This window comes from Novosphingobium sp. MBES04 (assembly GCF_000813185.1).
Taxonomy (GTDB): domain Bacteria; phylum Pseudomonadota; class Alphaproteobacteria; order Sphingomonadales; family Sphingomonadaceae; genus Novosphingobium; species Novosphingobium decolorationis.
Genome location: NZ_DF850488.1, coordinates 3,064,905 through 3,091,298 on the forward strand (window position 1 = coordinate 3,064,905; position 26,394 = coordinate 3,091,298).

The 26,394-nt window shown below is 67.0% G+C and carries 24 protein-coding genes and 3 pseudogenes; 12 read left to right on the forward strand and 15 right to left on the reverse strand.

Features of this window, described 5'->3' with window-relative positions:
• Positions 1-36 precede the first annotated feature (36 nt).
• A complete protein-coding gene (locus tag MBENS4_RS13650; RefSeq protein WP_039391378.1) occupies positions 37-1,464 on the reverse strand; it encodes an MATE family efflux transporter in 1,428 nt (475 codons plus the stop codon).
• Positions 1,465-1,512: 48 nt separating this feature from the next.
• Positions 1,513-2,256 carry a 7-carboxy-7-deazaguanine synthase QueE gene (locus tag MBENS4_RS13655; protein ID WP_039391380.1) on the reverse strand — a complete coding sequence of 248 codons (744 nt, stop codon included), beginning with the start codon at positions 2,254-2,256 and terminating at the stop codon, positions 1,513-1,515.
• A gap of 251 nt (positions 2,257-2,507) precedes the next feature.
• On the opposite strand from MBENS4_RS13655, the gene MBENS4_RS13660 reads away from it, so the two are divergent.
• On the forward strand, positions 2,508-3,101 hold the full coding sequence (locus MBENS4_RS13660; protein ID WP_039391382.1) for a hypothetical protein: 594 nt from the start codon (positions 2,508-2,510) through the stop codon (positions 3,099-3,101).
• A 9-nt stretch (positions 3,102-3,110) separates the two neighbouring features.
• Here MBENS4_RS13660 and MBENS4_RS13665 read toward each other — a convergent pair whose 3' ends face one another.
• Together MBENS4_RS13665 and MBENS4_RS13670 are read right to left on the reverse strand one after the other, a co-directional pair.
• The gene (locus MBENS4_RS13665; protein WP_039391387.1) at positions 3,111-3,386 is read right to left on the reverse strand and encodes a hypothetical protein; all 276 of its coding nucleotides are present in this window, start codon (positions 3,384-3,386) and stop codon (positions 3,111-3,113) included.
• A 247-nt stretch (positions 3,387-3,633) separates the two neighbouring features.
• Positions 3,634-6,360 (reverse strand): valine--tRNA ligase, encoded by a 2,727-nt coding sequence (locus MBENS4_RS13670; protein ID WP_039391389.1) that lies wholly within the window; start codon positions 6,358-6,360, stop codon positions 3,634-3,636.
• Positions 6,361-6,575: 215 nt separating this feature from the next.
• Between MBENS4_RS13670 and MBENS4_RS13675 the strand changes: the two genes are divergently transcribed.
• From MBENS4_RS13675 to MBENS4_RS13695, 5 genes are all read left to right on the forward strand, one after another.
• Positions 6,576-7,688: an ABC transporter permease gene (locus MBENS4_RS13675; RefSeq protein ID WP_039391391.1), complete on the forward strand. Its 1,113-nt coding sequence runs from the start codon at positions 6,576-6,578 to the stop codon at positions 7,686-7,688.
• Complete coding sequence (locus MBENS4_RS13680) at positions 7,685-8,563, forward strand: ABC transporter ATP-binding protein (RefSeq protein WP_039391393.1); 879 nt, start codon at positions 7,685-7,687, stop codon at positions 8,561-8,563. Before MBENS4_RS13675 ends, MBENS4_RS13680 begins: the two co-directional genes overlap by 4 nt.
• A gap of 9 nt (positions 8,564-8,572) precedes the next feature.
• The gene (locus tag MBENS4_RS13685) at positions 8,573-9,511 is read left to right on the forward strand and encodes an MlaD family protein (protein WP_039391394.1); all 939 of its coding nucleotides are present in this window, start codon (positions 8,573-8,575) and stop codon (positions 9,509-9,511) included.
• A gap of 19 nt (positions 9,512-9,530) precedes the next feature.
• Positions 9,531-10,181 (forward strand): ABC-type transport auxiliary lipoprotein family protein, encoded by a 651-nt coding sequence (locus MBENS4_RS13690; protein WP_242404900.1) that lies wholly within the window; start codon positions 9,531-9,533, stop codon positions 10,179-10,181.
• Positions 10,182-10,867: 686 nt separating this feature from the next.
• On the forward strand, positions 10,868-11,449 hold the full coding sequence (locus tag MBENS4_RS13695) for an outer membrane protein (protein ID WP_039391396.1): 582 nt from the start codon (positions 10,868-10,870) through the stop codon (positions 11,447-11,449).
• Positions 11,450-11,668: 219 nt separating this feature from the next.
• On the opposite strand, the pseudogene MBENS4_RS13700 reads toward MBENS4_RS13695, so the two are convergent.
• From MBENS4_RS13700 to crcB, 6 genes and pseudogenes are all read right to left on the reverse strand, one after another.
• Positions 11,669-12,549 (reverse strand): annotated as a pseudogene (locus tag MBENS4_RS13700) (Nmad3 family putative nucleotide modification protein).
• Entirely contained in the window at positions 12,464-13,168 is a 705-nt protein-coding gene (locus MBENS4_RS13705; protein ID WP_039391398.1) for an ATP12 family protein, read from the reverse strand. The pseudogene MBENS4_RS13700 and the gene MBENS4_RS13705 overlap by 86 nt, the downstream one beginning before the upstream one ends.
• A 6-nt stretch (positions 13,169-13,174) precedes the next feature.
• Positions 13,175-13,432 (reverse strand): hypothetical protein, encoded by a 258-nt coding sequence (locus MBENS4_RS13710; protein ID WP_039391400.1) that lies wholly within the window; start codon positions 13,430-13,432, stop codon positions 13,175-13,177.
• Positions 13,429-14,079 carry an HAD-IA family hydrolase gene (locus tag MBENS4_RS13715; RefSeq protein WP_039392433.1) on the reverse strand — a complete coding sequence of 217 codons (651 nt, stop codon included), beginning with the start codon at positions 14,077-14,079 and terminating at the stop codon, positions 13,429-13,431. The genes MBENS4_RS13710 and MBENS4_RS13715 overlap by 4 nt, the downstream gene beginning before the upstream one ends.
• A 57-nt stretch (positions 14,080-14,136) precedes the next feature.
• Positions 14,137-15,387, reverse strand: coding sequence for an RluA family pseudouridine synthase (locus tag MBENS4_RS13720; RefSeq protein WP_052322283.1), 1,251 nt, complete (start codon positions 15,385-15,387; stop codon positions 14,137-14,139).
• 3 nt (positions 15,388-15,390) lie between these two features.
• A complete protein-coding gene (crcB, locus tag MBENS4_RS13725; protein ID WP_039391402.1) occupies positions 15,391-15,795 on the reverse strand; it encodes a fluoride efflux transporter CrcB in 405 nt (134 codons plus the stop codon).
• Positions 15,796-16,062: 267 nt separating this feature from the next.
• Between crcB and rpsU the strand changes: the two genes are divergently transcribed.
• The 6 genes and pseudogenes from rpsU (at position 16,063) to gatB (ending at position 21,290) form a co-directional block, all read left to right on the forward strand.
• Positions 16,063-16,269: a 30S ribosomal protein S21 gene (gene rpsU, locus MBENS4_RS13730; RefSeq protein ID WP_039391404.1), complete on the forward strand. Its 207-nt coding sequence runs from the start codon at positions 16,063-16,065 to the stop codon at positions 16,267-16,269.
• 233 nt (positions 16,270-16,502) lie between these two features.
• A complete protein-coding gene (locus MBENS4_RS13735; RefSeq protein ID WP_039391406.1) occupies positions 16,503-17,027 on the forward strand; it encodes an FKBP-type peptidyl-prolyl cis-trans isomerase in 525 nt (174 codons plus the stop codon).
• 223 nt (positions 17,028-17,250) lie between these two features.
• Positions 17,251-17,579 (forward strand): annotated as a pseudogene (locus MBENS4_RS26710) (FKBP-type peptidyl-prolyl cis-trans isomerase).
• Positions 17,580-17,899: 320 nt separating this feature from the next.
• On the forward strand, positions 17,900-18,202 hold the full coding sequence (gene gatC, locus MBENS4_RS13745) for an Asp-tRNA(Asn)/Glu-tRNA(Gln) amidotransferase subunit GatC (RefSeq protein ID WP_039391407.1): 303 nt from the start codon (positions 17,900-17,902) through the stop codon (positions 18,200-18,202).
• Positions 18,203-18,308: 106 nt separating this feature from the next.
• Positions 18,309-19,792 (forward strand): annotated as a pseudogene (gene gatA / locus MBENS4_RS13750) (Asp-tRNA(Asn)/Glu-tRNA(Gln) amidotransferase subunit GatA).
• Position 19,793: 1 nt separating this feature from the next.
• Complete coding sequence (gatB, locus tag MBENS4_RS13755) at positions 19,794-21,290, forward strand: Asp-tRNA(Asn)/Glu-tRNA(Gln) amidotransferase subunit GatB (protein WP_039391409.1); 1,497 nt, start codon at positions 19,794-19,796, stop codon at positions 21,288-21,290.
• 77 nt (positions 21,291-21,367) lie between these two features.
• Here gatB and MBENS4_RS13760 read toward each other — a convergent pair whose 3' ends face one another.
• From MBENS4_RS13760 to MBENS4_RS27410, 5 genes are all read right to left on the reverse strand, one after another.
• A complete protein-coding gene (locus MBENS4_RS13760) occupies positions 21,368-22,108 on the reverse strand; it encodes a hypothetical protein (protein WP_144400914.1) in 741 nt (246 codons plus the stop codon).
• A 60-nt stretch (positions 22,109-22,168) separates the two neighbouring features.
• Positions 22,169-22,837: a hypothetical protein gene (locus MBENS4_RS13765; protein ID WP_039391413.1), complete on the reverse strand. Its 669-nt coding sequence runs from the start codon at positions 22,835-22,837 to the stop codon at positions 22,169-22,171.
• 181 nt (positions 22,838-23,018) lie between these two features.
• The gene (locus MBENS4_RS13770; RefSeq protein ID WP_039391415.1) at positions 23,019-23,318 is read right to left on the reverse strand and encodes a hypothetical protein; all 300 of its coding nucleotides are present in this window, start codon (positions 23,316-23,318) and stop codon (positions 23,019-23,021) included.
• Between the two features lie 20 nt (positions 23,319-23,338).
• On the reverse strand, positions 23,339-25,579 hold the full coding sequence (locus MBENS4_RS13775) for a M16 family metallopeptidase (RefSeq protein WP_340140823.1): 2,241 nt from the start codon (positions 25,577-25,579) through the stop codon (positions 23,339-23,341).
• Positions 25,552-26,226 carry a M16 family metallopeptidase gene (locus MBENS4_RS27410; RefSeq protein WP_340140824.1) on the reverse strand — a complete coding sequence of 225 codons (675 nt, stop codon included), beginning with the start codon at positions 26,224-26,226 and terminating at the stop codon, positions 25,552-25,554. Before MBENS4_RS27410 ends, MBENS4_RS13775 begins: the two co-directional genes overlap by 28 nt.
• Positions 26,227-26,394 lie beyond the last annotated feature (168 nt).

Sequence of the window (26,394 nt, forward strand, 5' to 3'; positions counted from 1 at the left end):
GCGAGGGACTTCCCTTCGCGCGCCCTTTCGCGTTTCTCAGCGGTTCTTTCGCCAGTTGGCCATGCGGTAGTACGCCATGGTGAGCGCGACGGTGACCACCGAGCCGAACGGGAAGGACCACCAGACCGCATCGCCCGCCAACTGCGGTTCGAGCAGGTAGTAGAAGCCCAGGCGACCCGGGTAGAGTCCGATGCCCATGATGATGAGCGGGGCAATGACGACGCCGTAGGCGCGCAGCGTGCCCTGCATGATCATCGTCACCGAGACGATCACGAACGAGGCGGTGCAGATCAGCTGGATGTGCTCGGCAATCGGCATGGCCGGGCTGTCCCAGCCCAGGAACAGCGAAAGCAGCGGGCGGTCGAAGCCCACGATCAGCGCGGCCATGGCGGTCGTCAGCACGAGGTTGGCGATCATGCCGACATTGGCGACGGCATCAACGCGTTCGTGGTTGTCCGCGCCGATCGCCTGGGCGACCATGGCGCTGACCGCGGTGCCCATCGCGAAGGCGGGCATCTGCAGGTAGTTCCAGAGTTGTAGCGAGGCGCCATAGGCCGCCGACGCGTTGAGGCCGAGCTGGTTGACGAGGCCGATCATGATGAGCCCGGCCGAGGAGACGAGCAGCATCTGCGCGCCCATCGGCAGGCCCTTGGTGACGATATAGGCCAGCTCGTCGCGGCGCGGGCGCAGGAAGCCCAGTTCCGGGCCGCGCAGGCGCATCGGCAGGTCGTGGCGGTAGATGCGCCAGATGAGGAAGACGAGGCCGCCCAGGTTCGCGATGGCCGTGGCGATGGCCGAGCCTGCAATGCCCAGCTCGGGCAGCGGCCCCGCGCCCATGATGAGCACCGGGTTGAGACCGATGTCGAGCAGGACGACCATGATCATGGCGTAGAGGGGACTGCGCGAATCGCCCGCGCCGCGCATGCCCATCGAAACCATCATCGAGACCGAGCCGAAGGGCAGGGTGATGAAGATGACCTGCAGGTAGGCGAGTGCCTGCGCCTTGCTGGCGCCCGGCGTGCTCATGAGGTCAAGGAGGGTGTCGGCAAGGAACCAGCCGGCGAGGCCGGTGAGCGCGGCAACCACTGAGCAGAAGCCGACGCCGCTGCCGAAAGTGCGGCGCGCGGCGACCAGGTCGCGCGCGCCAAAGCTTTGTCCAACGCGCACCGTGGTCGCCATCGAGAATCCGAAGACGGCGGCAAAGAGCAGGAACATGATGACGTTGGCGTTGGCGGTCGCGGCCAGCGCGCTCTCGCCGATCAGGCGCCCGACCCAGATCGCGTTGACCGAGCCGTTGAGCGTCTGGAGCACGTTGGAAAGCAGCATCGGGAGCGAGAAGAGCATCAGCGTCTTCAGGATCGGGCCCTGCGTCAGGTCCCCCTGCATCGCTCCGGCCTTGGGCGGGTGGGCCGCGTCCTCACCCGGTTCCCATTCCCCCTCGGGTATCGGCGATGCTTCGTTCATATGTCCCATCCCAGATGCGGCGCCCGGTGCGCGATGGTGCGCCATCGCTCAGGTGCCGCGCGTGTCGCCCCACAGGTGAATGTGGAGGCGGTCGGTAAAGTTGAACCCGTGCTCTGCGCATAGATCGCCGAGCCAGCGTGCCCGCGCGCGCAAGGTCGCGCTGTCGCGCCCTTCCGGCATCAGAAAGACGCGCGAGGGCAGGATGGAGTGGGCCGCGACAAGGCCAAGAACTTCTTCGATGTCTGATCGCTCGGCGATCACGAACTTGAAGAAGGCGCGCGGATCGGCGGCGTAGGCGGCGAGGCGCTCGGGGATGAGCGCGAGGCTGGCCGGGTTGCCGCTGTGCGCCAGTTTCGGGCTGACGTTGAACTGGTCGATCAGCGGATCGAGCGCGGGATGCGGGGCCACCGACCCGTTGGTCTCGATCTCGACGTGAAACTCGCCGCGCAGCTCCTTGAGCGCCGCCACCATGCGCGCCAGCGCCGCGCCCTGGAGCAGCGGCTCGCCGCCGGTCAGGACGAGCCGGTCGGGCTTGAGCGCGGCGACCATCTGCGCGACCTCGGCCTCTTCCAGCTTCACCTGGTTCGCCTCGCGCGCGAAGTCGAGGCCGTCGGTGTGCGGGCGGTTGTCGCCCGAAAAGCGCCAGGTGTAGGCGGTGTCGCACCAGTGGCAGGCGAGGTTGCAGCGCGAGAGGCGCACGAAGGTGCTGGGCTTGCCCACGCTCGCCCCTTCGCCCTGCAGCGAGGCGAAGATTTCCGGTTCTCCAGGTCTGGTGGTGGCAAGGGTCAGCATGGCAGGCGCTTCAGTCGCGAAAAGGGGATGGTTACGGGGTGGCGCAGGTTGACACGGTTGACACTGTCCAAGGGGGGCACCTGCACGGCCGCCCAAGAGGCGCTTTTGCGCGGTTTTGCAAGAAAATTCGCGGGCAGGGCAGCATGGCCGGGACTGTGTCAGGTTTGGCGCGTGTAGGAAAATGCTTTTGCTTTCCCAGCTTTCGATATTACCAATATAGCAATTGGTAATAGTGAAGCGGAGGCGAAGACATGGCGGGACTGGGACGGGCGCTGGCGGGACTCGCGCTGGTGCTGGGTGCAGGGGCACCCTTGCTCAGCACCGCCGCCATGGCGGCCGAGGCACCGGCCAAGCCATCCCTTGTACCCGCCGACTTTGCGGTCCCCACCCGCGTCGTGGGGGAGGGCTTCCAGATCGTCCCGCTCGCCCCCGAACTCGCCGCGATCGACAAGGCGGCCTACATGTCCTCGATCGCGCACCTCCAGCAGACCTTTACCCGCAGCGCCGCCTGGCCGCACGAGGGCATCACCGATGCCGAGGCCCTGACCGACATGGAGACCGAACAGGCCCGCTTTGCCGCGCGCACCTCGTTTGCTTACGCCGTCCTCACCCCTGATGGCACGCGCGAACGCGGCTGTGTCTACGTCCAGCCCAGTCCCGTCCCCGGTTACGACGCGGTGGTGCGCCTGTGGGTGACCAAGGCCGAATACGAGGCCGGGTTCGAGGACGAACTCTACGCCTTCGTGCGTGGCTGGATGGCGAAGGACTGGCCCTTCGCCCGCGTCGCCTATCCGGGCCGCACCATCGACTGGACGAGCTGGGACGCGCTCACCGCGAAGGACTGAACTGAGCGCTCAGCCGCCCGGGTGCGGGGGGAGGTCCTTGCCTTCGGCGCGCTCGCGGTTGAGCCGGTCGACGATCAGCTCGATCTCGTCCGGGTTCAGGATCCAGGCGCGGGTCTTGCGGCCCGGCTTGAATACGGGGCGCGTCAAGAGGATGCGCGCCTGCTCCTTGGCGAAGGGCTTGAACAGCGAGAAGTGCATCACGCATTCGAGGAAGGATCCGATCACCGGCGTCTTGCCGTCGAGATCGATGAGCGTCGCGGGCTGGTCCCAGGGAATGTCCATCATCGCTCCCGCCTATCGTCGAAGCGAGGCCAAGAAAAGGGAAGAAGTGGTCCGTGGGCCATCGCCCTCGGGCTCCCAGAACCGTCTATCGCAGTTCACGCCTGCCGCGTCCGGCACCCACTGCGGGGGCCCGGTATACAGGGTCAAGGGATGGTAAATCCCTTGAATCGCCTTTGCTTCTTCGAAAAAGAAAGGCCCGCGAAGCGGGCATAGCTTCGCGGGCCTTCCGGCATCTTATGGGACTTTACCCTTAGCCCAGACGCTCCAGCGCGGCGGCGAGGCGCTGCGCTTCGGCGGTGTGGTGGGCGTGGTCGGCGCGGGCCTTTTCGACCGCTTCGGGCTTGGCCTTTTCCACGAACTTGGGGTTCGAGAGGCGCCCGTCGAGCGACTTGGCTTCCTTCTGCGAGGCGGCGAGCGCCTTTTCGAGGCGGCTCTTTTCCGCCGCGATGTCGATCACGCCTTCCAAGGGAATGGCCAGCATCGCATCGCCCGCGCCCACCTGCAGGACCGGCCCTGCAGGCGCGGCCTCGAAGTGGATCGCATCGAGGCGCGCGAGGCGGTCGATCACGGTGGCGTTGGCGCCGATGATGGCGCGCGTCGCGTCCGAGACCTGCGCGATGTAGGCGGTGAGGCGCGCGCCGGGCGCAATGCCCAGTTCCGCCTTGGCGCCGCGCAGCGAGCCGATCAGCGCGATCAGCCACTCGACCTCGGCCTTGGCGGCGGTGTCCACGCTGGCGTCCGGGGCGGGCCAGGCCGAGACGATGAGGTCGGCCTCGCGCGCGCCCATCTTCGACCACAGCTCTTCGGTGACGAAGGGCATGAAGGGGTGGAGCATGACGAGGATCTGGTCGAGCACCCAGCCGGCGACGGCGCGGGTTTCTTCGTCGAAGTTGCCCTTCACCAGTTCGATGTACCAGTCGCAGAAGCTGTCCCACACGAAGTGGTAGATCGCGTTCGCGGCGGCATCGAAGCGCATGTCGGCCATGGCCTTGTCGAGCTCGGCCACGGTGTCGACGACTTCGCCGATAATCCAGCGGTTGACCGCCGAGGTCGCGGCGGGCGCGGCGACGGAGGTCGAGGCGACAACGCCGTTCGACTGGCAGAAGCGCGCCGCGTTCCACAGCTTCGTGGCGAAGTTGCGGTAGCCCTCGATGCGCTTGTCATCCATCTTGATGTCGCGGCCCTGGCTTTCCATGGCGGCCATGAAGAAGCGCAGCGCGTCGGCACCGTACTGGTCGATAAGGCCCAGCGGATCGACCACGTTGCCCTTCGACTTCGACATCTTCGCGCCATCGGCGGCGCGCACGAGGCCGTGCAGGTACAGCTTCTTCCAGGGCACCTCGTCCATGAAGTGCAGGCCCTGCATCGCCATGCGCGCGCACCAGAAGAACAGGATGTCGAAGCCCGAGATCAGCAGATCGTTGGGGTAGTGCTTGGCGAGGAGGTCGGTCTTCTCCGGCCAGCCCAGCGTCGCAAACGGCCACAGCGCCGAGGAGAACCAGGTGTCGAGCACGTCCTCGTCGCGGGTCAGCGCCACGCCGTCGCCCGCGAGCGCCTGCGCGGCCTCTTCGGTCTCGGCGACGTAGACCTTGCCATCTTGCGCATACCACGCCGGGATGCGGTGGCCCCACCAGAGCTGGCGCGAGACGCACCAGGGCTGGATATTGTCCATCCAGTTGAAGTAGGTCTTCTCCCAGGTCTTGGGGACGACTTCGATCTGGCCGTCCTGCACCGCCGCGATGGCGGGCTTGGCGAGCGTTGCCGCATCGACGTACCACTGGTCGGTCAGCCAGGGCTCGATCACCACGCCGCCACGGTCGCCGTAGGGGGTCTGGATGGTGCGCGGTTCCGCGTCCATCTCGGTGGTTTCCGTTTCGCCGTCCTTGGTTGTCTTGGTGACGACGTGGGGGATGAGGAAGCCCAGTTCCTTCATTTCGGCCACGATTGCCTCGCGCGCGGCGAAGCGTTCCATGCCCAGATACTTCTCGGGGACGAGGCCGTCCTCGGTCTGCACGACGTTCGCGTCGGCATCGAACATGTTGAGCATCTCGGCTGGCTTGAAGCCTGCGCGCTTGCCCACTTCGAAGTCGTTGAAGTCATGCCCCGGGGTGATCTTCACCGCGCCCGAGCCCAGTTCGGGATCGGCGTGCTCGTCGGCGACGATCTGGAAGCGACGCCCGGTGATCGGCTGGAGGATCTCCTTGCCGATCACGCTCTTGTAGCGCTCGTCCTCGGCGTTCACGGCAACCGCCATGTCGGCCAGCATCGTTTCGGGGCGCGTGGTCGCGACCTCGATGAAGTCCTGCCCGTTGTCGAGCGTCACGCCATCGGCGAGCGGGTACTTGAAGTGCCAGAAGCCGCCCTTGACCTCGCGGGTCTCGACCTCAAGGTCGGAGATCGCGGTCTTGAGCTTGGGGTCCCAGTTCACCAGCCGCTTGTCGCGGTAGATGAGCCCCTCGTTGTAGAGGTCCACGAAGACCTTGACCACGGCTTCTGTAAAGTGCGGGTCCATGGTGAACTGCTCGCGGCTCCAGTCCATCGAGCAGCCCAGGCGGCGCAGCTGGCGCGTGATCGTGCCGCCGCTCTCGGCCTTCCATTCCCAGACCTTCTCGACGAAGCCCTCGCGCGAGTAGTTGGTACGCTTGTCCTGGCTCGCTTCCATCTGGCGCTCGACCACCATCTGCGTGGCGATGCCCGCATGGTCGGTGCCCACCACCCACAGCGCGTCCTTGCCCTTGAGGCGCTCGTGGCGGATCACGATGTCCTGCAGCGTGTTGTCGAGCGCGTGGCCGATGTGCAGCGAACCCGTCACGTTGGGCGGCGGGTTGACGATGGTGAAGGGCTGCGCGTCGGGGCGCTCGGGGCGGAAGAGGCCGGTCTCTTCCCAGTGCGCGTACCAACGGGCCTCGATCGCGGCGGGATCGAAGGTCTTGTCGAGGGTGCTTTCCGGCGTGGTTTCGGGCGTGGTCTCGGTCATGGGGCGGGCTTTGCCAGCGCCTTTCCCCTTGCGCAAGCGGCCAGTTGCACGATTGCAACCGCAAGCGGTTCCCACTGCCGCAGTTTTGCCTTATCGGCCTGCCACATAGCGGCCATCACAGAGCGGTATGCGCCCTCGGCGGCGCATTCCGTCGCAGGCCGGGAACACTTGCCGGGGAGGGTGTTCTTCCCCATTACGGGCGCACACGAGATAACATGCGACAATGGGCTGATTTCACGGTGTCGGAGAGCGACGGGGGCAAGGCGCCGGTACTGGCGTTGAGCGGTTCGTTGCGCGTCCATGCCATCGGCGATCTGGAAAAGCGCCTGAAGGAGCTCGACGGCACCTATTCGCGCCTCGACATCTCGGGCCTCACCGACATCGACACCACCGGCGCCTGGATCGCGCTCGACTTCGCGCACGAGCGCGGGATCGAGATCACCGGGGCGAGCGAGCGCGCCAAGCGCCTCTTTGCGGCCATCGGCGATGTCGACGGTGCCGATGCCCGGCCCGAGCGCCTGCCCTTCGTGCGGCGCAGCGTGGGCGAGCTGGGCATCCTCGTCAGCGGCTGGGGCCGGGGCTTTGGCCAGACGGTCGGGTTCCTGGGCGAACTGATCTGCGCTTTTGCGACCACCATCGCGCACCCCTCGCGCTTTCGCGGCAAGGCGCTGGTCCACCACATGCAGCACGTGGGCGTCAACGCGCTGTGGATCGTGGGCCTGATGAGCTTTCTCATCGGCATCGTCATTGCCCAGCAGGGCGCGGTGCAGCTCGCCCAGTTCGGCGCGGAATTCTACACCATCAACCTGACGGGCCGCCTGTCCATGCGCGAGCTTGGCGTGCTGATGACCGCGATCATGGTCGCGGGCCGCTCGGGCTCGGCCTTCGCCGCGCAGATCGGCACGATGAAGCTGACCGAGGAAGTGGACGCGATGCGCACCATCGGCGTCTCGCCGATGGAGGCGCTGGTCCTGCCGCGCGTGCTCGCCGCGATGATCATGATGCCGCTCCTGGGCTTCTACGCCGCGATCTGCTCGATCATCGGGGGCGCGTTCATCTCGAACTTCGCGCTCGACATTCCCTTCTTCGCGTTCCTGCGCCGCACGCAGGAAGTGGTGCCGCTGACCGACGTGTGGATCGGCTTCATCAAGGCCCCGGTCTTCGCGCTGATCGTGGCGCTCGCGGGCTGCTATCAGGGCATGCGCGTCTCGGGCAACGCGGAAGAAGTGGGTACGCGCACCACGCAGGCCGTGGTCACCGCGATCTTCACCGTGATCGTGCTCGACGCCTTCTTCGCCGTGTTCTTCACGGAGATCGGCTGGAAATGACCCACCTTACCGACGATTATTCGGGCGACTACCCGATCAAGGTGCGCGGCCTCACCAACGCCTTTGGCGAGCATGTCATCCACGAGGAGCTCGAACTCAAGGTCCGCCGCGGCGAAGTGCTGGGCGTGGTCGGCGGCTCGGGCACCGGCAAGTCGGTGCTGATGCGCTCGATCATCGGCCTGCAACAGCCGTCTTCCGGCGAGGTCGAGGTGCTCGGCCACGACATGATGACAGGCGGCGTCGAGGACGACATCGACATTCGCTCGCGCTGGGGCGTGCTGTTCCAGGGCGGCGCGCTGTTCTCCACGCTGACCGTGGGCGAGAACGTGGAAGTGCCGCTCAAGCAGTTCTACCCCGAGATTTCCGATCACCTGCGCCAGGAAATCGCGCGCTTCAAGGTGCGCCTGTCGGGCCTTCCCGACGAGGCTGCCTTCAAGTTCCCGAGCGAGCTTTCGGGCGGCATGAAGAAGCGCGCCGGGCTTGCCCGCGCCTTGGCGCTCGATCCCGAGCTGCTCTTCCTCGACGAGCCGACCGCGGGGCTTGACCCCATTGGCGCGGCCGCGTTCGACAATCTCACGCGCGAGCTCAAGGAAACGCTCGGGCTTACCGTCTTTCTCATCACCCACGACCTCGACACCCTCTACGCGATCTGCGACCGGGTGGCGGTGCTGGCGGACAAGAAAGTGATCGCGGTGGGCACGATCCCCGAGCTCCTCGCGCTCGACCATCCCTGGATCCAGGAATACTTCAACGGCCCGCGCGGGCGCGCTGCGCTTGCCGGCAAGGAGGACCCCCGGATCGACGCCGCCGTGGAGGACGCGCCCGAAGGCGCGGACGCGGGCGGGAGTGACACAACCCGAGAAGCGGGGGCATAAGGCACAACCATGGAAACCAAAGCCAATCACGTCTGGGTCGGGGCCGTCACCCTCATCCTGCTGGCGCTCGCGGCGGGCTTCGTCGTCTGGCTGGCGCGCCTCAACGAGGGCAACCAGCAGCAGTACGACATCTTCTTCACCCAGTCGGTGGACGGCCTGGCGCTGGGCTCGGAAGTGAACTTCTCGGGCGTGCCGGTGGGCCAGATCTCGCAGATCGAGCTGTGGCCCAAGGACCCCAGCTTCGTGCGTGTGCGCGTCAAGGTGAACGAGCGCGTGCCGATCACGGTGGGCACCACGGCCACGATCCAGGGCAGCTTCACGGGCGTCTCGGACATCCAGCTCGAAGGCGCGGTCAAGGGCGCTCCGCTGCTGGAGGAACCTGGCCCCGAAGGCGTGCCGGTGATCCCGACCAAGCGCGGCGGCTTCTCCGAGGTGCTGGCCAACGCGCCGCTCCTGATGGAGCGCCTCGCGACGCTGACTGAGAACCTCAACCAGCTGATGTCGGCCGACAACCGCCGCTCGATCACGGGCATTCTCGCCAACACCGAGAAGATGACCCGCGACCTTTCGCAGGCAACCCCGCAGATGCGCGGCGCGATGGCCGAACTGCAGGGCACGCTCGACCAGGCGACCAAGACGCTGGCCGCCTTCGAGGGCGTGGCGAACAAGACCGACGACCTGCTCGGCTCGAAGGGCACCTCGCTTGCCGAGCAGATGCGCAAGACCCTGAAGTCGGCGCAGGAATCGATGGACCAGCTGAACCAGACGATGGCCCACGCGCAGCCCGCGCTGGACCAGGTCTCGCAGAGCACGCTGCCCGCCGCCGAATCCGCGATCCGCGACCTTCGCGCGACCAGCCGGGCGCTGCGCAGCGTGACCGAGACGATCGAGGAACAGGGGGCCGGTGCCCTGCTCAAGGGCCAGAAGCTGCCCGACTACAAGCCCTGAGCCGGGCAAGGACGAAACGATGATGACGATGAAAAGCCTGTTCTGGATGTCCTCCCCCGCACGCGCCCTGGCCTTCGGGCGCGGGCGGCTCGGCGCGGCTGCGGCTGCGGCGAGCCTGGCGCTCGCGGGCTGCGTCAGCTTTGCGCCCGAGGTGCCCGATACCCTGATCCGCCTGACGGCCGACCACACCGCGCCCGCCGGCTCGGTCTCGCGCGGCAAGCTTTCCGATGCGATCGTCGTGCTCGAGCCCGAGACCGAGCGCAGCCTCGAAGCGCTGCGCGTGCCCGTGCGCATCGACCCGGCGAATATCGCCTATCTCAAGGGTGCGGGCTGGATCGAGAAGCCCACGCGCCTGTTCCGCGCGCTTCTCGCCGAAACGATCCGCGCGGATACCGACCAGATGGTGCTGGAAGGCGCGGACTACGAGGTGAAGGGCAAGACCTTCATCGGCGGGCGTCTGCGGGACATCGGCTATGACGCGCAGACCAGTTCGGTGATCGTGCGCTATGACGCCGTGCGCTGGCAGCGCGGCAACGAGGAGCTGGAACGCCGCCGCTTCGAGGCGGTCGTACCGGGTATCGCGGCCGAGGCCGCCGCAGTGGGCCCCGCGCTCAACCAGGCCGCCAACCAGGTGGCGAGCGAGGTCGCGGCCTGGGTCAAGGGCGGCTGACCGCCGCCGCGACGATCCTTCGTACAGGATAGGGCAGGGGCCTCGCTTCGAAAGGAGCGGGGCCTCTGTCGTTTTGGGGGTGGGGAAAGGGGATGTTCCGAGGGCCATCGCCCTCGGGCTCCCGGACCAGTCGAGCTCAACGCTCTCACGCCGCGTTGGCTGAGGAAGGTGAGGTCGCCCGGTTTGGGGTCAAGGGGCGATGGCCCCTTGGAAAAGGACCCTTCCTTCTTTCGCCTGAGGCTCCGCTTCCCGTCCTGCGTGTCTGGATTATTTCCCAATCGTCAGTTTGCGTACGCGCGTGCAGGCGCTGCAAGCGGACGAGATGGACCCGAATCACGCAAAACCGTCGATGTGGGGGGAGGGTGGCTGATTCGCCATGTTGCAGAATTGTAAACAGCAAGTTCTGCAATATCAAAAACATAGGAGTTCATTCTGCGAATTAAAGACCCTGCATGACAAAAAAATTACAGCCGCTCGGGGCGAAATCGGCGCGCGCGGCATTTTTGGCGGAAAGCTGCGCTCTGCGCACATGTGTCCACATGCCGAGGTGTGATCGCAAGGACACAGTTCCCGGGGGTGACCGGGCGGAAACAGGGGCTGGGCATTGCACCGCGGGCTGCGGGGCGTATGTGGCGGCGGCCCGCTGGCCACGTGACCAGATAAGGGCAGGTTTTCAGGAGTTTACAATGAAGAAGATTGCTCTTCTCGCCGCCAGTGCTGCACTGTTCGCCCTTCCCGCTGCTGCCAACGCCCAGGCGTTCGTGCAGGTCGAAGGTGGTCTGGACGTGGCCCAGCAGGGCGGCGATTCCGAAGCGGGCTTCTCGTACGGCGTGTCGGCCGGTTACGACTACGATCTTTCGAACGGCATGTTCATCGGTGTGCAGGGTACCTATGGTGACAGCACCGCGCGCTCGTGCGTCCACGACATCGCCGAAGTCGGTGACCGCGCCTGCCTCGAAGCGCGCCGCGACCTGGCCGCCGTCGTCCGTCTCGGCACCCAGATCGGTGCCCGCAACAAGCTCTACGTGCTGGGCGGCTACACCAACACCCGCGTCGGCCTGACCTACAAGAGCGACACGCTCGACCAGAACCTTGCCGGCTTCAGCGACCTGGGCGCACACGACACGCTCAACGGCTTCCGCGTTGGCGCGGGCTACGAGTACGACGTGACCAGCAATCTCTTCATCAAGGCGGAATACCGCTACTCGAACTACGGTTCGGACTTCAGCCGCCACCAGGGCGTGCTGGCTGTCGGCACCAAGTTCTGATCCTTCTTACAGGCTCAAGAAGAGGGCCCGCTCCGGTTATGCCGGGGCGGGCTTTTTTCATGGGTGAAGGGGAAGAAAAGGTATGGAATCCGAGGGCCATCGCCCGTCGGGCTCCCCATAATGTCGAGTTTTGGGTGCTCGCGCTGCCTTGGCTGAGGAAGGCGAGGTTGCCGGTTCTGGGGTCAGGGGCGATGGCCCCTTGAAGGGTTCTGCCTTCTTTCACCCGTTGCCCTCAATCCGCGCCACGATCTCGGCCAGCCACGCGCGCGGGGCCTCGGCGCGGCCGATGTCGCAGATGAATTCCTGTCCGCGCCTTGCGGAATCGAGGCGGGGGCCGTGGCGGGCGCTGGCCCGTTTCCAGCGTTCGGGGCGTTCGTGGTAGGTCAGCCCGCGGCGTCTGAGCCAGGGCGGCACGTCCCACAAGTTGAGCGGGCCCCTGACGCGGTCAGGCGCAGCGCCGGGTCGGCGGTCGTGGCGCAGGTGCCGGGGCCGATCCACAAGCTGTTGTTGGCGCTCCATTCCCCGATCTCATGGGGGTGGGGGAGCGGTGGCTCGGGCCAGTCGGGCCGGGCGCGCAGCTCCTGAGGGCTGCCCGTCATGCGCACCTGCATATGGGCAAAGATGCGGTGGTGGCGCTCGCCCGTCTCCGGGTCGGCGAAGAGGCCGAAGAAGAGGAAATGGTCGCCCACCCCGACGCCGTGCTTCGCCAGATGCCCTTGCGCGGCCCCGAACTGCCCGAACCAGCACAGCGCCTCGCCCTGCGGGGAGAGGCCGAACATCGGGTCGTCATGGCACAGCGCATCGGCGGCCAGGCGCCCGCGCGTCACCTTCTCGACCAGAGCGCCCAGGCCCCGCTGCGCATAGGTCGTGGCCGAGCGGCCCGGCGTCGGGATCGGGAGCGAGACAGGCGCGCCGTCCACGATGGGCGAGGGAACCCCGCCCGCCGTGGTGTCGAAGCCCTTGCGGCTGAAGACGATCTTCATGCGCGCCGGGCAGGGGAGCAAGGCCCCGCGATCAGTGCGCCTTTGCGAGCTTGGCGACGCGCATGGCGAGTTCGAAGGCGGCAAGGCGCGCGGCGCGGTTCTCGGCCGCCTCGGCATCCTCACCCCACAGTTCCACCTGCCAGTCTTCTTCGAGGTTTGCTGCCCGCCACAGCGCGGCGGCATCGGCATCGTCCTCAAGCGCGGCGAGCGCGATGATGAGCGAAGCCGCCAGGCTCGCCATCATCTTGAGCGCGGCGAGGGTGAAGGCATCGTGGCGCGCCAGTTCCTGTGCGATCCGGCTGAGCGTTTCCTCCGGGTGCGGGCGGTGCATGATCCCCGAGATGCGCGTGAAGCGCAGGCCCAGGCGCTCTTCGGTGGCGGTCAGCAGCGGTTCCCAGACCTCCAGCTGGCGCTTGTAGAGCGCTTCGTCGGGATCGGCGCGGTAGCACAGCGTGTCGGTCTCGGCGTAAGGAAGCAGCTCGGTGAGCGCGGTCTCGCGCTGGGGCGCCACGGCGTCGAGCGCGAAGTCGACAAGGTCGCGCGTGACGAAGCGGGCGGTGTCGATCTCTTCACCTTGCGCGGCCCATTCGGCGGCCAGCGCCTCGGCCAGCGCCTGGCTCGGCACGACCTGCGGGCGGCCGCCGGCGGTCTTGATCGCGCGGCCATCGAGGCGCACGCACCAGCCCGAGCCGTCCTCGAGCGGGGTGGCGGTCACTTCCTTGTAGAAACGTTTCACGAAACTTCAGCTCTCTGGTTGGTCGCCCGGTCGGCTGCGCCACTTGCGGGCGAGGAGGGCGGGGATGAGGAAGAGGTCGACAAGGCCATTGGCGACAAGGACATAGCCCAGCGCCGGAGGGGCGGGGGCAAAGAGCCCGCCCCTGGCGATGAGGATGCCCACGACCACGCAGGCGACACCCAGGAGGCGCACGGCCTGGATGATGAAGAAGCGCCTGGCGGCGGGATCGGGCGCGCCGGAGGGGGTGGGCGGGGGCGCGTTCATGCCAGCAGGTGCGCGCGCAGCTGGTCGGGCGTTTCGGCGACGAATTCCGCGCCCGCCTTCATCAGCTCCTCGGGATGGTGGTAGCCCCAGTCGACCCCCACGCCGCGCACCCAGGCGGCTTTGGCCATCTCCATGTCGTAGGCGGTGTCGCCGATCATCACGGTCTGCTCGGCGTTGGCGCCCGCCTCGAACATGGCCTCCTCCAGCATCGCGGGGTGCGGCTTGGAGGGGTGGCGGTCGGCGGTCTGGAGGCTGACGAAGAGCTCGGCGATGCCGTTGTTGGCAAGGCAATGGGCAAGGCCGCGGTCGGACATGCCGGTCGCCACCGCCAGCGTCCAGCCCGCCGCCTTGAGCGCTTCGAGCGTCTCGCGGATGCCCTCGAAGAGCGGTTGCGAGACGCGGCCCTCGGTGCGGGCCTGGCGGAACGCCTGCTTGTAGGTCTCGGCCATGGCGTGCTGCTGCTCGCCGTCGCTTTCGGGGAGCAGCGCGCGCATCGCCTGAGGCAGCGAGAGGCCGACCGCGCGGCGGATCGTGGCGCGCGGCGGCGCTGTCAGATCATGCGCGGCGAAGGTGGCCTCCATCGCCTCGCAGATCGCGGCCTGCCCGTCGATCAGGGTGCCATCGCAATCGAAGACCGCCAGTTTCATCAGCGCGTTTCCTTCCTTAGGACTTGGGCCTTGGCACTTGGGCTCAGAACCTGGGCCTTAGCGCTTGGGCGCCTTGCCCTTGGGCACGGGGCTGCCCTTGCCCTTCTTGGGACCGGACTTCTTGGGCACGCGGGTGCCCGGAGGCCCCTTGTGCAGGCCCTTGCCCGGCGTCTTTCCCTTGCCGCCACCGGCGCGCGGGCCCCGGCCGCCTTCCTCCGAACGGCCGGTCGTGCGGGTGCGGCGCTCACCCCGGCGCTCCTTGCGGATCTGCTTGGAGTGCTGCTTGGCGGCGCGCTTCTCATCTTCCTTGGTGATGGGGGCGGGGCCGGGGGGCAGCTCGGCGCCGTCGGCCTCGTCGAAGCCCAGGTTCTCCATGGAATTGGCAAAGTGCTCGGGCAGCGGCGCGGTCACGTCGAGCGGAGCGCCGTCGGGGTGCTCGATGATGAGGCGGCGTGCGTGCAGGTGCATCTTGCGGCTGATCGTGCCCGACAGGAACGCGTCCTGCCCGCCGTACTTGCCATCACCCACGATCGGGTGGCCGATCGCGGCCATGTGGACGCGCAGCTGGTGGGTGCGGCCCGTGAGCGGGTGCAGTTCGACCCAGGCGGCGCGGTTGCCCGCGCGGTCAAGCACGCGGAAGCGGGTGCGCGCGCTCTGGCCGTTTTCCTCATCGACGTGCATCTTCTCGCCGCCGGTGCCCGGCTGCTTGGCGAGCGGCAGTTCGATCATGCCATCATCGATGTTGGGCACGCCCATGACGAGGGCCCAGTAGATCTTCTGCGCCGAGCGCCCCGAAAAGCGCTTGGAGAAGTAGGCGGCGCTGCCCGGCGTGCGCGCGATGAGCAGGACGCCCGAGGTGTCCTTGTCGAGGCGGTGGACAAGACGCGGGCGCGGGCCGTCGGGGGCATAGGCGTCGAGCAGGCCGTCGACGTGCTGCTTCATGCCCGAGCCGCCCTGCGTGGCAAGGCCCGGCGGCTTGTTGAGGACGATGGCGGCGCGGTCCTGCGTCAGCACCATCTGGTCGGCGAGTTCGAGTTCCTCTTCGGTCAGCTCGCGCTTGGGGCGGGGCGCCTGGCCGCCGGGCCGGGCCTCGCCGCCGGGCGGCACGCGCAGGACCTGGCCTGCGGTGAGGCGCGTGTCCACGTCCGCGCGCTTGCCGTCGACGCGGATCTGGCCGGTGCGCGCCCAGCGCGAGACCATCGCGAAGCCGACTTTGGGCAGGTGGCGCTTGAACCAGCGGTCGAGGCGTACGCCCTCGTCGTCGTGGCCGACGGTGAACTGGCGGACGATGTCGTCGTTACCGGCCATGAATTAGATGCTCCGCATGATAAGGAGGCCCAGAAACAATCCGGCGAACCCTGCAAGCAGCGAGGCGCCGACATAGAGCGCGGCAAGGCCAGGTTGCCCGCGCTCGAGAATGGTGATGAAGTCGAGGCTGAACGAGGAGAAAGTGGTGAACCCCCCGAGCAGGCCGACTGCGATGAACAGCCGGGTGCCTTCGCCGTGGCTCCCATAGCGTGCAAGTGCGCCGATGAGGAGTCCCATGAAGAGCGAGCCCAGCACATTCACGGTGAGCGTGCCGTATGGGAAGACTCCCGCGCGCGCGGGGCCGAGCGCGGCAGTCCAGGCGCGGCCGACGAGAAACCGCAGCCAGGCGCCGGTTCCGCCGCCCAGCGCCACGTAAAGCGAGGCGGCAAGGAAGGATGGTTGGGGCATAGAGGCCCGCCTTACCCGCGATTCGCGCAATTTCCAATCGCTGCTTGCCCCGCTTCGGGGGCGGGTAAAGCGCCGTTATCGGCGGTTTCGGGCGTTTTGGGGAGTCTTTGGGTTGTCTTGGGCGCGTCACTTTGATATTGGCGCCACCAACCCAGTCGGACCTTTAGCGGGATTCGGCGCTTTTGGTTCCATTTGATTCGCGGTTCGTCTCGCCATGTAGGAGGTGTGGGGCGGGCTTCGTTCGTATTTTTGAGGTGTGGTAGTTTTATGCAGATCATGGTTCGCGACAACAATGTTGACCAGGCCCTTCGTGCGCTCAAGAAGAAGCTGCAGCGTGAAGGCGTCTACCGCGAAATGAAGCTGCGTCGCCACTTCGAGAAGCCGTCGGAAAAGCGCGCCCGCGAAAAGGCCGCTGCCGTGCGTCGCGCCCGCAAGCTGGAGCGCAAGCGCATGGAGCGTGACGGCGTCAAGTAAGACGGCGTTTGCCGAACGTGCACCATCGGGTGCGCGTTCGGGCACCTCGATACAGGCCTTGGACTTGAATGCCGGGGCCGCTTGAGCCATGAGGGCGCGACCGTAACCGGTTCGCGCCCTTGGTGCATCTGGCAACCCCTCAAAAAGGTGGCTTTGCGCAGAGGCTTGGGGGCGCTATCTGCGCACATGTGCCGAGTCTGCGGCACACATTCGTCACGAGGCCACACGATACGATGACTGAGATCACCCGCGTCCCGCTCCAGCCCGTCAAGAAGGGCTCCCTGTCGAAGATCTGGGTGGGCGCGCTTGCTCTCGCGCTGGCCGGCGTTGGCGTTGCCTATGCCGCGATGCCCGCGCAGGTTCACGTCAAGACCCTGACCGAAGGCCACGGCCCCTCGCCGACGACCGAGGACATGGTGCTCATCAACTACAAGGGCACGCTTCCTGACGGCAAGGTCTTCGACGAGGCCAAGCAGGTTCCCATGGAACTGACCGGCGTGATCCCCGGCTTCTCGACCGCGCTGCAGAAGATGCAGGCAGGCGGCAAGTACACCGTCGATATCCCCTCCGAGCTGGCCTACGGCGACAAGGGCCAGGGCGAGATCGCGCCCAACACCGACCTCACCTTCGAGATCGAACTGCTCGACTTCCGCAGCAAGGCCGAAATCGAACAGCAGCAGCGCATGATGCAGCAGATGATGCAGATGCAGCAGATGCAGGGCGGCGCTCCGGGCGCACCCGAGGCTCCCTCCGAGTAAGTCGGAGCTTCCCGCGATGAAGAGCATCACGACCGCTGTGGCCGCCCTGGCCGCGGCGGTCTTGTTCGTTCCGGCCGGCGCCGCGGCGGTGCGGGCCCAGGAGGCCGCGACCACCCCGGTTCCCCCCGAGGAGGCCGAGCCCGAAGTCGTCGTCGAGACACTGAAGGACGGCGAGGGCGATCCGCCGCCCGCCGGCTCCTTCGTGCTCGTCAACTACAAGGGCATGCTGACCGATGGCACGGTGTTCGATGCCAACGAGCGCGTGCCCATGGACCTCAACGGCGTCGTCCCCGGCTTTGCGCAAGGCTCATGCAGATGAAGCGCGGCGGGCGCTACCGCCTGACCATCCCGCCGGAACTGGGCTACGGCGCGCGCCAGTCCGGCCCGATCCCCCCCAATTCCGAGCTCATCTTCGAAGTCGAGCTGATCGACTACAAGACCCCGCACGAAATCCGCGAGATGATGGCCGCGATCCGCGCCGAGCAGGAAGCCGCCGCCAGGGCGCGCATCGAGGCGGCGCAGGGGGAAGCCAGGGAAGAGCCGAAGAAGTAAGGCCATTCCATCGCCTACGGGTGAAAGTGACAAAAGCCGAACAATCGGAAAAAAAAGGTGGTCCGAGGGCCATCGCCCCCGGGCTCCCCGAACTGTCCAGCTCACCTTTGTCGCGCCGCCCTGGCTGAGAAAGGTGAGGTCGCCCATCTTGGGGGCAAGGGGTGATGGCCCCTTGATGTGGTTGTGTCCTTCTGGCGTCCCCTGTTCCGGCTCCACCTGTCTCCCGCTTGAAGCGCGGGCCCGCCGGTGCTAGCGGCTTTGGCCTGCTGCGCGGCGCGTGTTCGCCGCCGTGAAGAGAACAACCTTCGAAAAGGAACGTCATGTCGGTCGATACCGCAACCGTTGCGAAGATCGCGAGCCTTGCCCGCATCAAGGTGACCGAGGGTGAGCTGGAGGCGATGGTGCCCGAGCTCAACGGGATCCTCAACTGGGTCGAGCAACTCGGCGAGGTCGACACCTCGAATGTCGAGCCGATGACCGCGGTGATCCCCAACACGCTGCGCCTGCGCGAGGACGTGGTCGATGCCGACCCGCTGACCGGCGGCGGCAAGCGCGCGGAAGTCCTCGCCAACGCCCCGGTGGCCGAGCATGGCTTCTTCGGCGTGCCCAAGGTCATCGAGTGACCTGGCGGGCATCCGCCCACCCTTTCGTCCTTCCCGCACAGGCGGGAAGCCCGCTTGCTATCTGCCCTGCGGCGCGCCTCCGCGCCCGGGCGACAGGTGAGAACCAATGACCGATCTTACAGAACTTGGCGTCGCGCAGATCCGCGACGGCGTGAAAGCCGGTGACTTCACCGCCGTGGAAGTGGCCGAGGCGTTCAACGCCAACGTCGCGGCCGCGCAGGAGGCCCTGAACGCCTTCATCGTCGCCACTCCCGAAAAGGCGCTGGACGCCGCCAAGGCCACCGACGCCAGGCGCGCGAAGGGCGAGGACCTTGGCAAGATGGGCGGCGTGCCCATCGGCATGAAGGACCTCTTTGCGACCTTCGACGTGCAGACGACGGCCGCCAGCCACATCCTCGAGGGCTTCAAGCCGCAGTACGAATCGACCGTGTCCCAGAACCTGTGGAACGCGGGCGCGGGCATGCTGGGCAAGCTCAACCTCGACCAGTTCGCGATGGGCTCCTCGAACGAGACCAGCTACTTCGGCAACGTGATCTCGCCCTGGCGCAAGGCCGGCTCGAACGCGCAGCTGGCGCCGGGCGGTTCCTCGGGCGGTTCCTCCGCAGCCGTGGCGGCCCGGCTTGCTCCGGCCGCGACCGGCACCGACACCGGCGGCTCGATCCGCCAGCCCGCCGCCTTCACCGGCACCACCGGCATCAAGCGACCTACGGGCGCTGCTCGCGCTGGGGCGTCGTCGCCTTTGCCAGCTCGCTTGACCAGGCGGGCCCGATGGCGAGGGACACGCGCGACTGCGCGATCATGCTCGAAGCCATGGCCGGGTTCGATCCCAAGGACGCGACCAGCCTCGACATGCCCGTGCCCAACTGGGAGGAGCTCCTCTCGGCAGACCTTTCGGGCAAGACCGTGGGCATCCCGCGCGAATACCGCATGGACGGCATGGACGCCGAAATCGTCGCGCTGTGGGACCAGGGTGTGGCCTGGCTCAAGGACGCGGGCGCGAAGGTGATCGACATCTCGCTGCCGCACACCAAGTACGCGCTGCCGACCTATTACATCATCGCGCCGGCCGAGGCGTCCTCGAACCTCGCGCGCTATGACGGCGTGCGCTACGGCCTGCGTGACCTTCCCGAGGGCGCGAACCTTCAGGACATGTACGCCGCCACCCGCGCCGCCGGTTTCGGCGACGAGGTCAAGCGCCGCATTCTGATCGGCACCTACGTGCTCTCGGCGGGCTTCTACGATGCCTACTACACGCAGGCCCAGAAGGTGCGCACGCTCATCTCGCAGGACTTCCAGAAGGCCTTCGAGGAATGCGACGTGATCCTCGCGCCGACGACCCCGACCCCGGCCTTTGCGCTGGGCGAGAACGTCGACGATCCGCTCTCGATGTACCTCAACGACGTGTTTTCGGTCCCCGCCAGCCTCGCGGGCCTTCCGGCCATGTCGGTGCCCGCCGGGCTCTCGAAGGACGGTCTGCCGCTGGGTCTCCAGATCATCGGCAAGGCGTTCGACGAACAGGGCGTCCTCAACGCCGGTCTCGCGCTGGAACAGCGCGCACAGTTTACGGCCAAGCCGGAGAAGTGGTGGTAATATGAGCACCTATCGTATTCAGGGCGCAACGGGCGAGTGGGAGGTCGTGATCGGCCTTGAAGTCCATGCGCAGGTCTCCTCGCAGGCCAAGCTGTTCTCGGGCGCGGCGACCGAATTTGGCGCCGAGCCCAACACGCAGGTCGCGCTGATCGACGCGGCGATGCCCGGCATGCTGCCCGTGCCGAACAAGGAGTGCATCCGCCAGGCGGTGCGCACCGGCATGGCGATCAACGCGCAGATCAACAAGTACTCGCGTTTTGACCGCAAGAACTACTTCTACGCCGACCTTCCGCAGGGCTACCAGATCAGCCAGCTCTACCACCCGATCGTGGGTGAGGGGCAGCTTGTCATCGAGGCCGACGAGAAGGCCGGGATCCCCGAAGACAAGGTCATCGGCATCGAGCGCATCCACGTCGAGCAGGACGCGGGCAAGCTGATGCACGATCAGCACCCGACGATGTCCTACGTCGACCTCAACCGCGTGGGCGTGGCGCTGATGGAAATCGTCAGCCGCCCGGACATGACCTCGCCCGCCGAGGCCGGGGCGTACCTCTCGAAGCTGCGCACGATCCTGCGCTACGTCGGCTCGTGCGATGGCAACATGGACCAGGGCTCGATGCGCGCGGACGTCAACGTCTCGGTGCGCAAGCCGGGCGAGGAACTGGGCACCCGTACCGAGACCAAGAACGTGAACTCGGTGCGCTTCGTCATGCAGGCGATCGAGCACGAGGCGATGCGCCAGGTCGACGTGCTGGAGGCGGGCGGCAAGATCGTGCAGGAAACGCGCCTGTTCGATCCCAATACCGGCTCGACCCGCTCGATGCGTTCGAAGGAAGATGCGCACGATTACCGCTACTTCCCCGATCCCGACCTCTTGCCGCTGATCCTGGAAGACGACTTCCTCGAGGATTGCCGCAACTCGCTCCCCGAGCTGCCCGATGCGAAGAAGGCGCGCTACGAGAACGAGCTGGGCCTCTCGGCCTACAACGCACAGGTACTGACCGCCGACGTCGACACCGCCAAGTGGTTCGAGCGCCTTCTGGCCGAAACCGCCAAGGCGTCGGGCAAGGCGCCCGCGGAGGTCTCGAAGCAGGCCGCCAACTGGCTGATCTCGGAACTGTTCGGCGCGCTCAACAAGCTGGGCACGAGCCTTGAGGAATCGCCCGTAACCCCTGAAAAGGGCGGCGATCTTCTGGCGCTCATCGCCAAGGGCACGATTTCGGGCTCGGCCGCGAAGCAGGTCCTCGAGATCATGCTCGACACCGGCGACGAGGCGGAGGCAATCGTCGAGCGCGAAGGCCTCAAGCAGGAATCCGACACCGGCGCCATCGAGGCCGAGATCGACAAGGTCCTCGCCGCCAACGCCGACAAGGTCGAACAGTACAAGGGCGGCAAGGTCGCGCTCTTCGGCTTCTTCGTCGGCCAGACGATGAAGGCCATGAAGGGCAAGGGCAACCCGCAGGTCGTGAACGAGATCCTGAAAGCCAAGCTGGGCTGATCTTTCGACCCGACAAACACGAAAAGCCCCGGCGGAGCGATCCGCCGGGGCTTTTTCATGGGAGCAGAGCTAGCCCCTTATTTGGTAGCGACGCGCGCGGCTGCCGTCGTGCGCTCGTTCTTCGCGTATTCGCTGAAGTTGGCCTTGAACACGCCGACCAGTTCGTCGAGCGCGGCGATCGTGTCCTCGCCTTCCTTGGGGGGGAAGAGCTTGAGGCCGTTGCCGCCCCAGGCCTTGTATTCAAAGGCGATCTTCTGCGCAGCGTCGAACTTGCGCAGCATGAACAGGGTCTTGAGCGAGCGTCCGTAGATCGCGGCCTTCTGGTAGAACACGTCCGCGACGATGAGTTCGGAATAGCAGGCGGCCTGCGAATCCGAGCGGCGGGTCTTGACCTTGTTCATCGTCTTGCGTTCGAGCGGCTCGTCGTGGACCACGAACGTCGTCCCCTCCGAAAGCGCCAGCTCCTCGCGCAGGTCCAGCGCGAGCAGCGCGTCGAGCTGGCTCTGGCTGTCGAGCGCGCTGGCGAGCAGCGACTTGTTGCTGGCGTCCTTGCCCGAATGAAGCGCGGCATCGAGCAGCCCCCCGCCAAGGAGGCCGGTTGTCACCGAGTTCATCCGCTCGGCGGGCCAGATATGCAGTTCGCAGCCATCGGCGGCCACGCTGGGAAGAAGGCCCTCGCGCGGCGCCGCTGGAGCGGCGGCAGGCGTGGCTTCGGACGGCACAGCGGCCGCCTCATCGGTCAGGTCCTGCGCGTGGACAAGGGCAGGTGCGGACGCGCTGGCGAGGCACACACACACGAGAAGACGAAAGGACTTCATGGAACCTCCAGATTGTAGGGTGGGTAGGCAATTTCGGGGCGGAAGGACCCCGTGGATATATCAGCGCCGCTTGGGCGCAGGCGCGTTCAGTGCGGCGGCGAATTCGCGCACGGTGGCGGCATAGGTCGCGTCGAGATCGCGGCGGGCGGCATCGTCCTCGCCGGGTGCCGAAGCGGGAAAGGCGGTCAGGCGGGCCTGCGTGAACGTGCCGAACTGGCGCGTCATGGCCCCGCCATCGAAGCGGCGGAAGCGGAACAGGGCCTTGATGAAACGCCCGTTGACGATGTCCTCCTGGAAGAAGATGTCATCGACGAAGAGCTCGGCGTGGCAGTCGCCCGCGCCGGCCTGCACGGGCGTACGGGCCTGGCGCACGATCCGGCTGGGCAGGGCCTCCTCGTGAACGGTCACGAGGTAGGGCGTGCCCTCGGCCGCGATCAGATCGCCAAGAGGCAGTTCCCGCAGCAGGTCGGCTTGGTGTTTCGCGGTGAGCGGTTCCTCAGGCAACTGCCGATAGCCCTTGCGGCCATCCACGGCGCCATCCACGAGCCCGCCGTGGAACCACCCATGGTAGCTGGAACGCAGCCCCGAGGAGGGCCAGACATGGAGCGTGCAGGCGGGCGGCGCTTCTGTCGTCGGCGTGGACCCGGACATGGCCTCATCGCCGCCGGTCTGAGGCAGCGAGGCCAGAAGGAAGGCGGCGAACGCCTTCCCGAAAAGCGATGATGGCAAGGTAACGTATCTCCCGGGGAGCCCGGTGTGTTCCCTGTTCCACCCGGAGTGCCCGCAAGATCACTATTTTCTGGCGCGGATTCGCGCAAGAATATTTTCAGTCTGTTAACTAAAGAAATGCCCGGGGGCTGTCCGGGATGCCGATCATGTCGTGGCCTTGGCTGCCCCCTTGATTGCAACGTCAGTCGATCCGGGTGCCTTTCAGCTCCATCGTGCCGAAGAAGCCGGCCTTGATCGTGCCCGTGAGGTCGTCGCCTTCGATGCTGGCCTTGCAGTCGAGGTCGATCTTCATCGGCGAGGTCATCGTCATCTTCCAGGCGATGGTGTTGCCCGAAATGGTGCCGTTCTCAAGCTCCATGGCGCCAAGGTCGCCTGCGATCGTGCCGGTGAAGGTGTCGCCTTCCGGCACGATGGTGAGCACGCCCTTCTGCGTGCCCATCGGCGTCTTCGTGGTGCATTCGTAGCGTCCGGCTACCGACATCGTGTTCTCTCCCTGATCGCTTATTCGCTGTCCGTGGTGGGGGCAGGCATGACCTCGACCGGCAGGCCCAGGCTTTCGAGTTGCGGCTCGACCACGGTACGGTCACCGACGACAACGAAGGTCAGCTCGCCCGGTTGCAGGTAGGCCTGCGCGGCCTTGCCGATATCCGCGGCGTCGATGCCCCGGTAGGTCTGCGCGAGCGTCGCGTAGTAGTCCTCGGGGCGGCCGAGGCGCTGGTTCATGCGGATCGCGCCATCGACCGCGGCGTTGGTCTCGAACTCGTTGGGAAGGCCCCGGATCGCGCCTTCGGTGACGCGCTGGAGTTCTTCGGCCGTGACCGGCTTCTCCCCCGGAAGCGCGGCCATGTCGGCGCGGATTGCGGCGATGGCATCGCCGGTGCGGTCGGCCTGGACGGGCGCGCGCACGAGCAGGGCGCGGGGGCCTTCATTCTTCGTGACGCCCGAGTTGACGCCGTAGCTCCAGCCCTTGTCCTCGCGGATGTCGGCGTTGAGGCGCGAGAGGAAGCCGCCGCCCAGCACGTCGTTGGCAAGGTCGAGCGCCTCGCCGTTCTTCGCGGTGCCGTCCATGGGCAGGACGCGGCCCGCCATGATCACCGACTGGGGCGAATTGGGCCGGTCGACCAGCAGGATGCGCGCGCGCGCCTGCGGGGTGGCCGCGTCGAGGTGCTTGACGGGCGCCGGGGTCGCGGGCGCCGTCCAGCCGCCAAAGGCGCGTTCGAGGAGCGGTTTCAGCTCGGCCATCGTCACATCGCCCACCACCGTGATGCGGGCCAGATCCGGGCGCAGCCACTTGGTGTGCGCGGCCTTGAGGTCCTGCGGCGTCAGTGCGGCGAGCGAAGCGGCGTCCCCCAGGCCATCGCTGGGCTGGGCATAGGGGTGGGTGCCGTAGAGCGCGGCGCCCAGCGTGCGCTGGGCCAGCGAATTGGGGGAGCTGAGCGCCTGCGACAGTTCGGCCTGCCGGGTTGCCTTGAGGCGCGCGACGTCCTCGGGGGCAAAGGTCGGGTGGAGCAGAATCCCGGCGGCGAGATCGAGCGAAGGGGCGAGGTTGTCGCTCAGCGCGACGAGGTTGAGCACGCTGGCATCGGTGCTGGCGCCGGTCTGGATGGAGGCGCCGATGCGCTCCTGCGCTTCGGCCAGCTGGGTCGCATCAAGGCCGTTCGCGCCCTCATCGAGCATGTCGAGCATGAGTGCCTGGGTGCCGGGCGTATCGAGCGCGTCGGCAGATGTGCCCGCATCGAACTCGATGGTCAGCTGCAGCTTGGGGACCGCGGTGCGGCGCGCGAGGGTGACGGGCACGCCGTTCGAGAGCGTGGCGTGTTCGAGCGCGGGGAAGGCGAGATCGCCGATGGTGCCGAGCGGGGGCGCGGTGCGTTCGGGCGCCGGGGCCAGTTCGGGGGCGGGGGCCTTGTTGTCGGGAGCGGGAGCCGGGGTCGTGTCCTCATCCCCCCAACCGCCCAGCGCGCCGCCATCGAGCGTGCGCTCGCCGGGTACGGTGGCGAGCTTGAACACCGGGCGCGAGAGCCACTTGGCAAGGACGGCGCGCACCTTCTCGGGCGTCAGCGCGGCCATGGCTTCGAGGCGTGTCTTGTAGAAGGCCGGATCGCCCGAATAGACCATGCCCTCGGCCAGCGTCGCGCCCTTGCCGGCAAAGCCGCCGACGCGTTCGAGCGCGCCGATCTCGTTCGAGAGGGTGGAGACGACCGCGCGCTTCAACTCGTCCTCGCTCGGCCCTTCCTTCAGGTACGTGGCAAGGACCGCGTCGAAGGCGGCTTCGGCTTTGGCGCGCTCGACGCCCGGCTTCACCATCATCGCCATCGAAAGCTGGCTCATCGCCTCGTAGGTCTGCGCGCCGGCGGTGACGCCGACCGCCAGTTCCTGTCCGCGCACCAGCGCGTTGTCGAGGCGCGAGGAGGCAAGGCCGCCCAGGATGTGCATGCCGATCTCAAGCGCGGGCGCGTCGGGATCGTTGAGGCCGGGGCCCGTCCAGGTGCGGGTGAGGCGCAGGACCGGCACCTGGTCGGTGATGTCGCGCGAGGCGCTCTTCTCCAGCGTCACCGCGCCCGCCGTCACCGGGTGGATCGCGGGGCCGCGCGGGATTGCGCCGAACCACTTCTGGACCATCGGCCGCGCGGTCTTCGCGTCGATGTCGCCCGAGAGCACGAGCACGACGTTGTTGGGGCCGTAATGGTCGGTGAACCAGGCGCGCACGTCGGTCAGCGAGGCCGCATCGAGGTCCGCCATCGAGCCGATGGTGCTGTGGCGGTAGGGATGGCCGACGGGGAGCAGGCCTCGGAAATCACATAGTCTTCAAGCCCATAGGGCTGGTTGTCGCCCTGCCTCTTCTCGTTCTGGACGACGCCGCGCTGCTGGTCGAGCTTCTCCTGGCTGACCGCCGGGAGCAGGTAGCCCATGCGGTCGCTCTCCATGAAGAGCGCAAGGTCGAGCGCGCCGGTCGGCACGGTCTCGACGTAGTTGGTGCGGTCGTACCAGGTCGAGCCGTTGGTCGGCGTGGAGCCCGCCGCCTCGAGCGGAATGTCGAAGTTGGGCACGTTCGCCGAGCCGCCGAAGAAGAGGTGCTCGTAGAGGTGGGCAAACCCGGTGCGCCCGCGCGGCTCGTTCTTCGAGCCGACCTTGTAATAGGCCGTGACGCCCACGATCGGGGCCTTGCGGTCGGTGTGGACGATGGTGGTCAGCCCGTTTTCCAGCTGGAAGCTCTCGAAGGGGATGTCGACCTTGGCGACGAGCTCTTCGGGGGTGGCCGCGCCCGGTGTAGCGGCAGGCGCGGAGGCTTCGGTCCTGTCGCGGGCCGCAAGCGGCTGCTGCGCGAGGCTGGTGACGAGAAGGGCGGCGGCAAGAGCTCCAAGGCTCGCACGGGTTCCGATACGCATGGCCGCGAAGCTAGCAAAGTTGCCGAGCCGCGCAATCGAAATACGGTGCGGAAAAAGGGCGCGAATTCATCCTCTTTTGCACGCGTGCGCGCGCAAGGACGCGCTTGCCGGGTGGGAGCGGGTCTGCAATCGTTCGCGCACGGCAACACGAACGGCCCAGCGGCCGGA

Coding starts and splice junctions, on each gene's coding strand:
- MBENS4_RS13650 (WP_039391378.1), bottom strand. CDS start 1,464: ATGAACGAAGCATCGCCGATACCCGAGGGGGAATGGGAACCGGGTGAG.
- MBENS4_RS13655 (WP_039391380.1), bottom strand. CDS start 2,256: ATGCTGACCCTTGCCACCACCAGACCTGGAGAACCGGAAATCTTCGCC.
- MBENS4_RS13660 (WP_039391382.1), top strand. CDS start 2,508: ATGGCGGGACTGGGACGGGCGCTGGCGGGACTCGCGCTGGTGCTGGGT.
- MBENS4_RS13665 (WP_039391387.1), bottom strand. CDS start 3,386: ATGATGGACATTCCCTGGGACCAGCCCGCGACGCTCATCGATCTCGAC.
- MBENS4_RS13670 (WP_039391389.1), bottom strand. CDS start 6,360: ATGACCGAGACCACGCCCGAAACCACGCCGGAAAGCACCCTCGACAAG.
- MBENS4_RS13675 (WP_039391391.1), top strand. CDS start 6,576: ATGCGACAATGGGCTGATTTCACGGTGTCGGAGAGCGACGGGGGCAAG.
- MBENS4_RS13680 (WP_039391393.1), top strand. CDS start 7,685: ATGACCCACCTTACCGACGATTATTCGGGCGACTACCCGATCAAGGTG.
- MBENS4_RS13685 (WP_039391394.1), top strand. CDS start 8,573: ATGGAAACCAAAGCCAATCACGTCTGGGTCGGGGCCGTCACCCTCATC.
- MBENS4_RS13690 (WP_242404900.1), top strand. CDS start 9,531: ATGATGACGATGAAAAGCCTGTTCTGGATGTCCTCCCCCGCACGCGCC.
- MBENS4_RS13695 (WP_039391396.1), top strand. CDS start 10,868: ATGAAGAAGATTGCTCTTCTCGCCGCCAGTGCTGCACTGTTCGCCCTT.
- MBENS4_RS13710 (WP_039391400.1), bottom strand. CDS start 13,432: ATGAACGCGCCCCCGCCCACCCCCTCCGGCGCGCCCGATCCCGCCGCC.
- MBENS4_RS13715 (WP_039392433.1), bottom strand. CDS start 14,079: ATGAAACTGGCGGTCTTCGATTGCGATGGCACCCTGATCGACGGGCAG.
- MBENS4_RS13720 (WP_052322283.1), bottom strand. CDS start 15,387: ATGGCCGGTAACGACGACATCGTCCGCCAGTTCACCGTCGGCCACGAC.
- crcB (WP_039391402.1), bottom strand. CDS start 15,795: ATGCCCCAACCATCCTTCCTTGCCGCCTCGCTTTACGTGGCGCTGGGC.
- rpsU (WP_039391404.1), top strand. CDS start 16,063: ATGCAGATCATGGTTCGCGACAACAATGTTGACCAGGCCCTTCGTGCG.
- MBENS4_RS13735 (WP_039391406.1), top strand. CDS start 16,503: ATGACTGAGATCACCCGCGTCCCGCTCCAGCCCGTCAAGAAGGGCTCC.
- gatC (WP_039391407.1), top strand. CDS start 17,900: ATGTCGGTCGATACCGCAACCGTTGCGAAGATCGCGAGCCTTGCCCGC.
- gatB (WP_039391409.1), top strand. CDS start 19,794: ATGAGCACCTATCGTATTCAGGGCGCAACGGGCGAGTGGGAGGTCGTG.
- MBENS4_RS13760 (WP_144400914.1), bottom strand. CDS start 22,108: ATGAAGTCCTTTCGTCTTCTCGTGTGTGTGTGCCTCGCCAGCGCGTCC.
- MBENS4_RS13770 (WP_039391415.1), bottom strand. CDS start 23,318: ATGTCGGTAGCCGGACGCTACGAATGCACCACGAAGACGCCGATGGGC.
- MBENS4_RS13775 (WP_340140823.1), bottom strand. CDS start 25,579: ATGGCGGACCTCGATGCGGCCTCGCTGACCGACGTGCGCGCCTGGTTC.
- MBENS4_RS27410 (WP_340140824.1), bottom strand. CDS start 26,226: ATGCGTATCGGAACCCGTGCGAGCCTTGGAGCTCTTGCCGCCGCCCTT.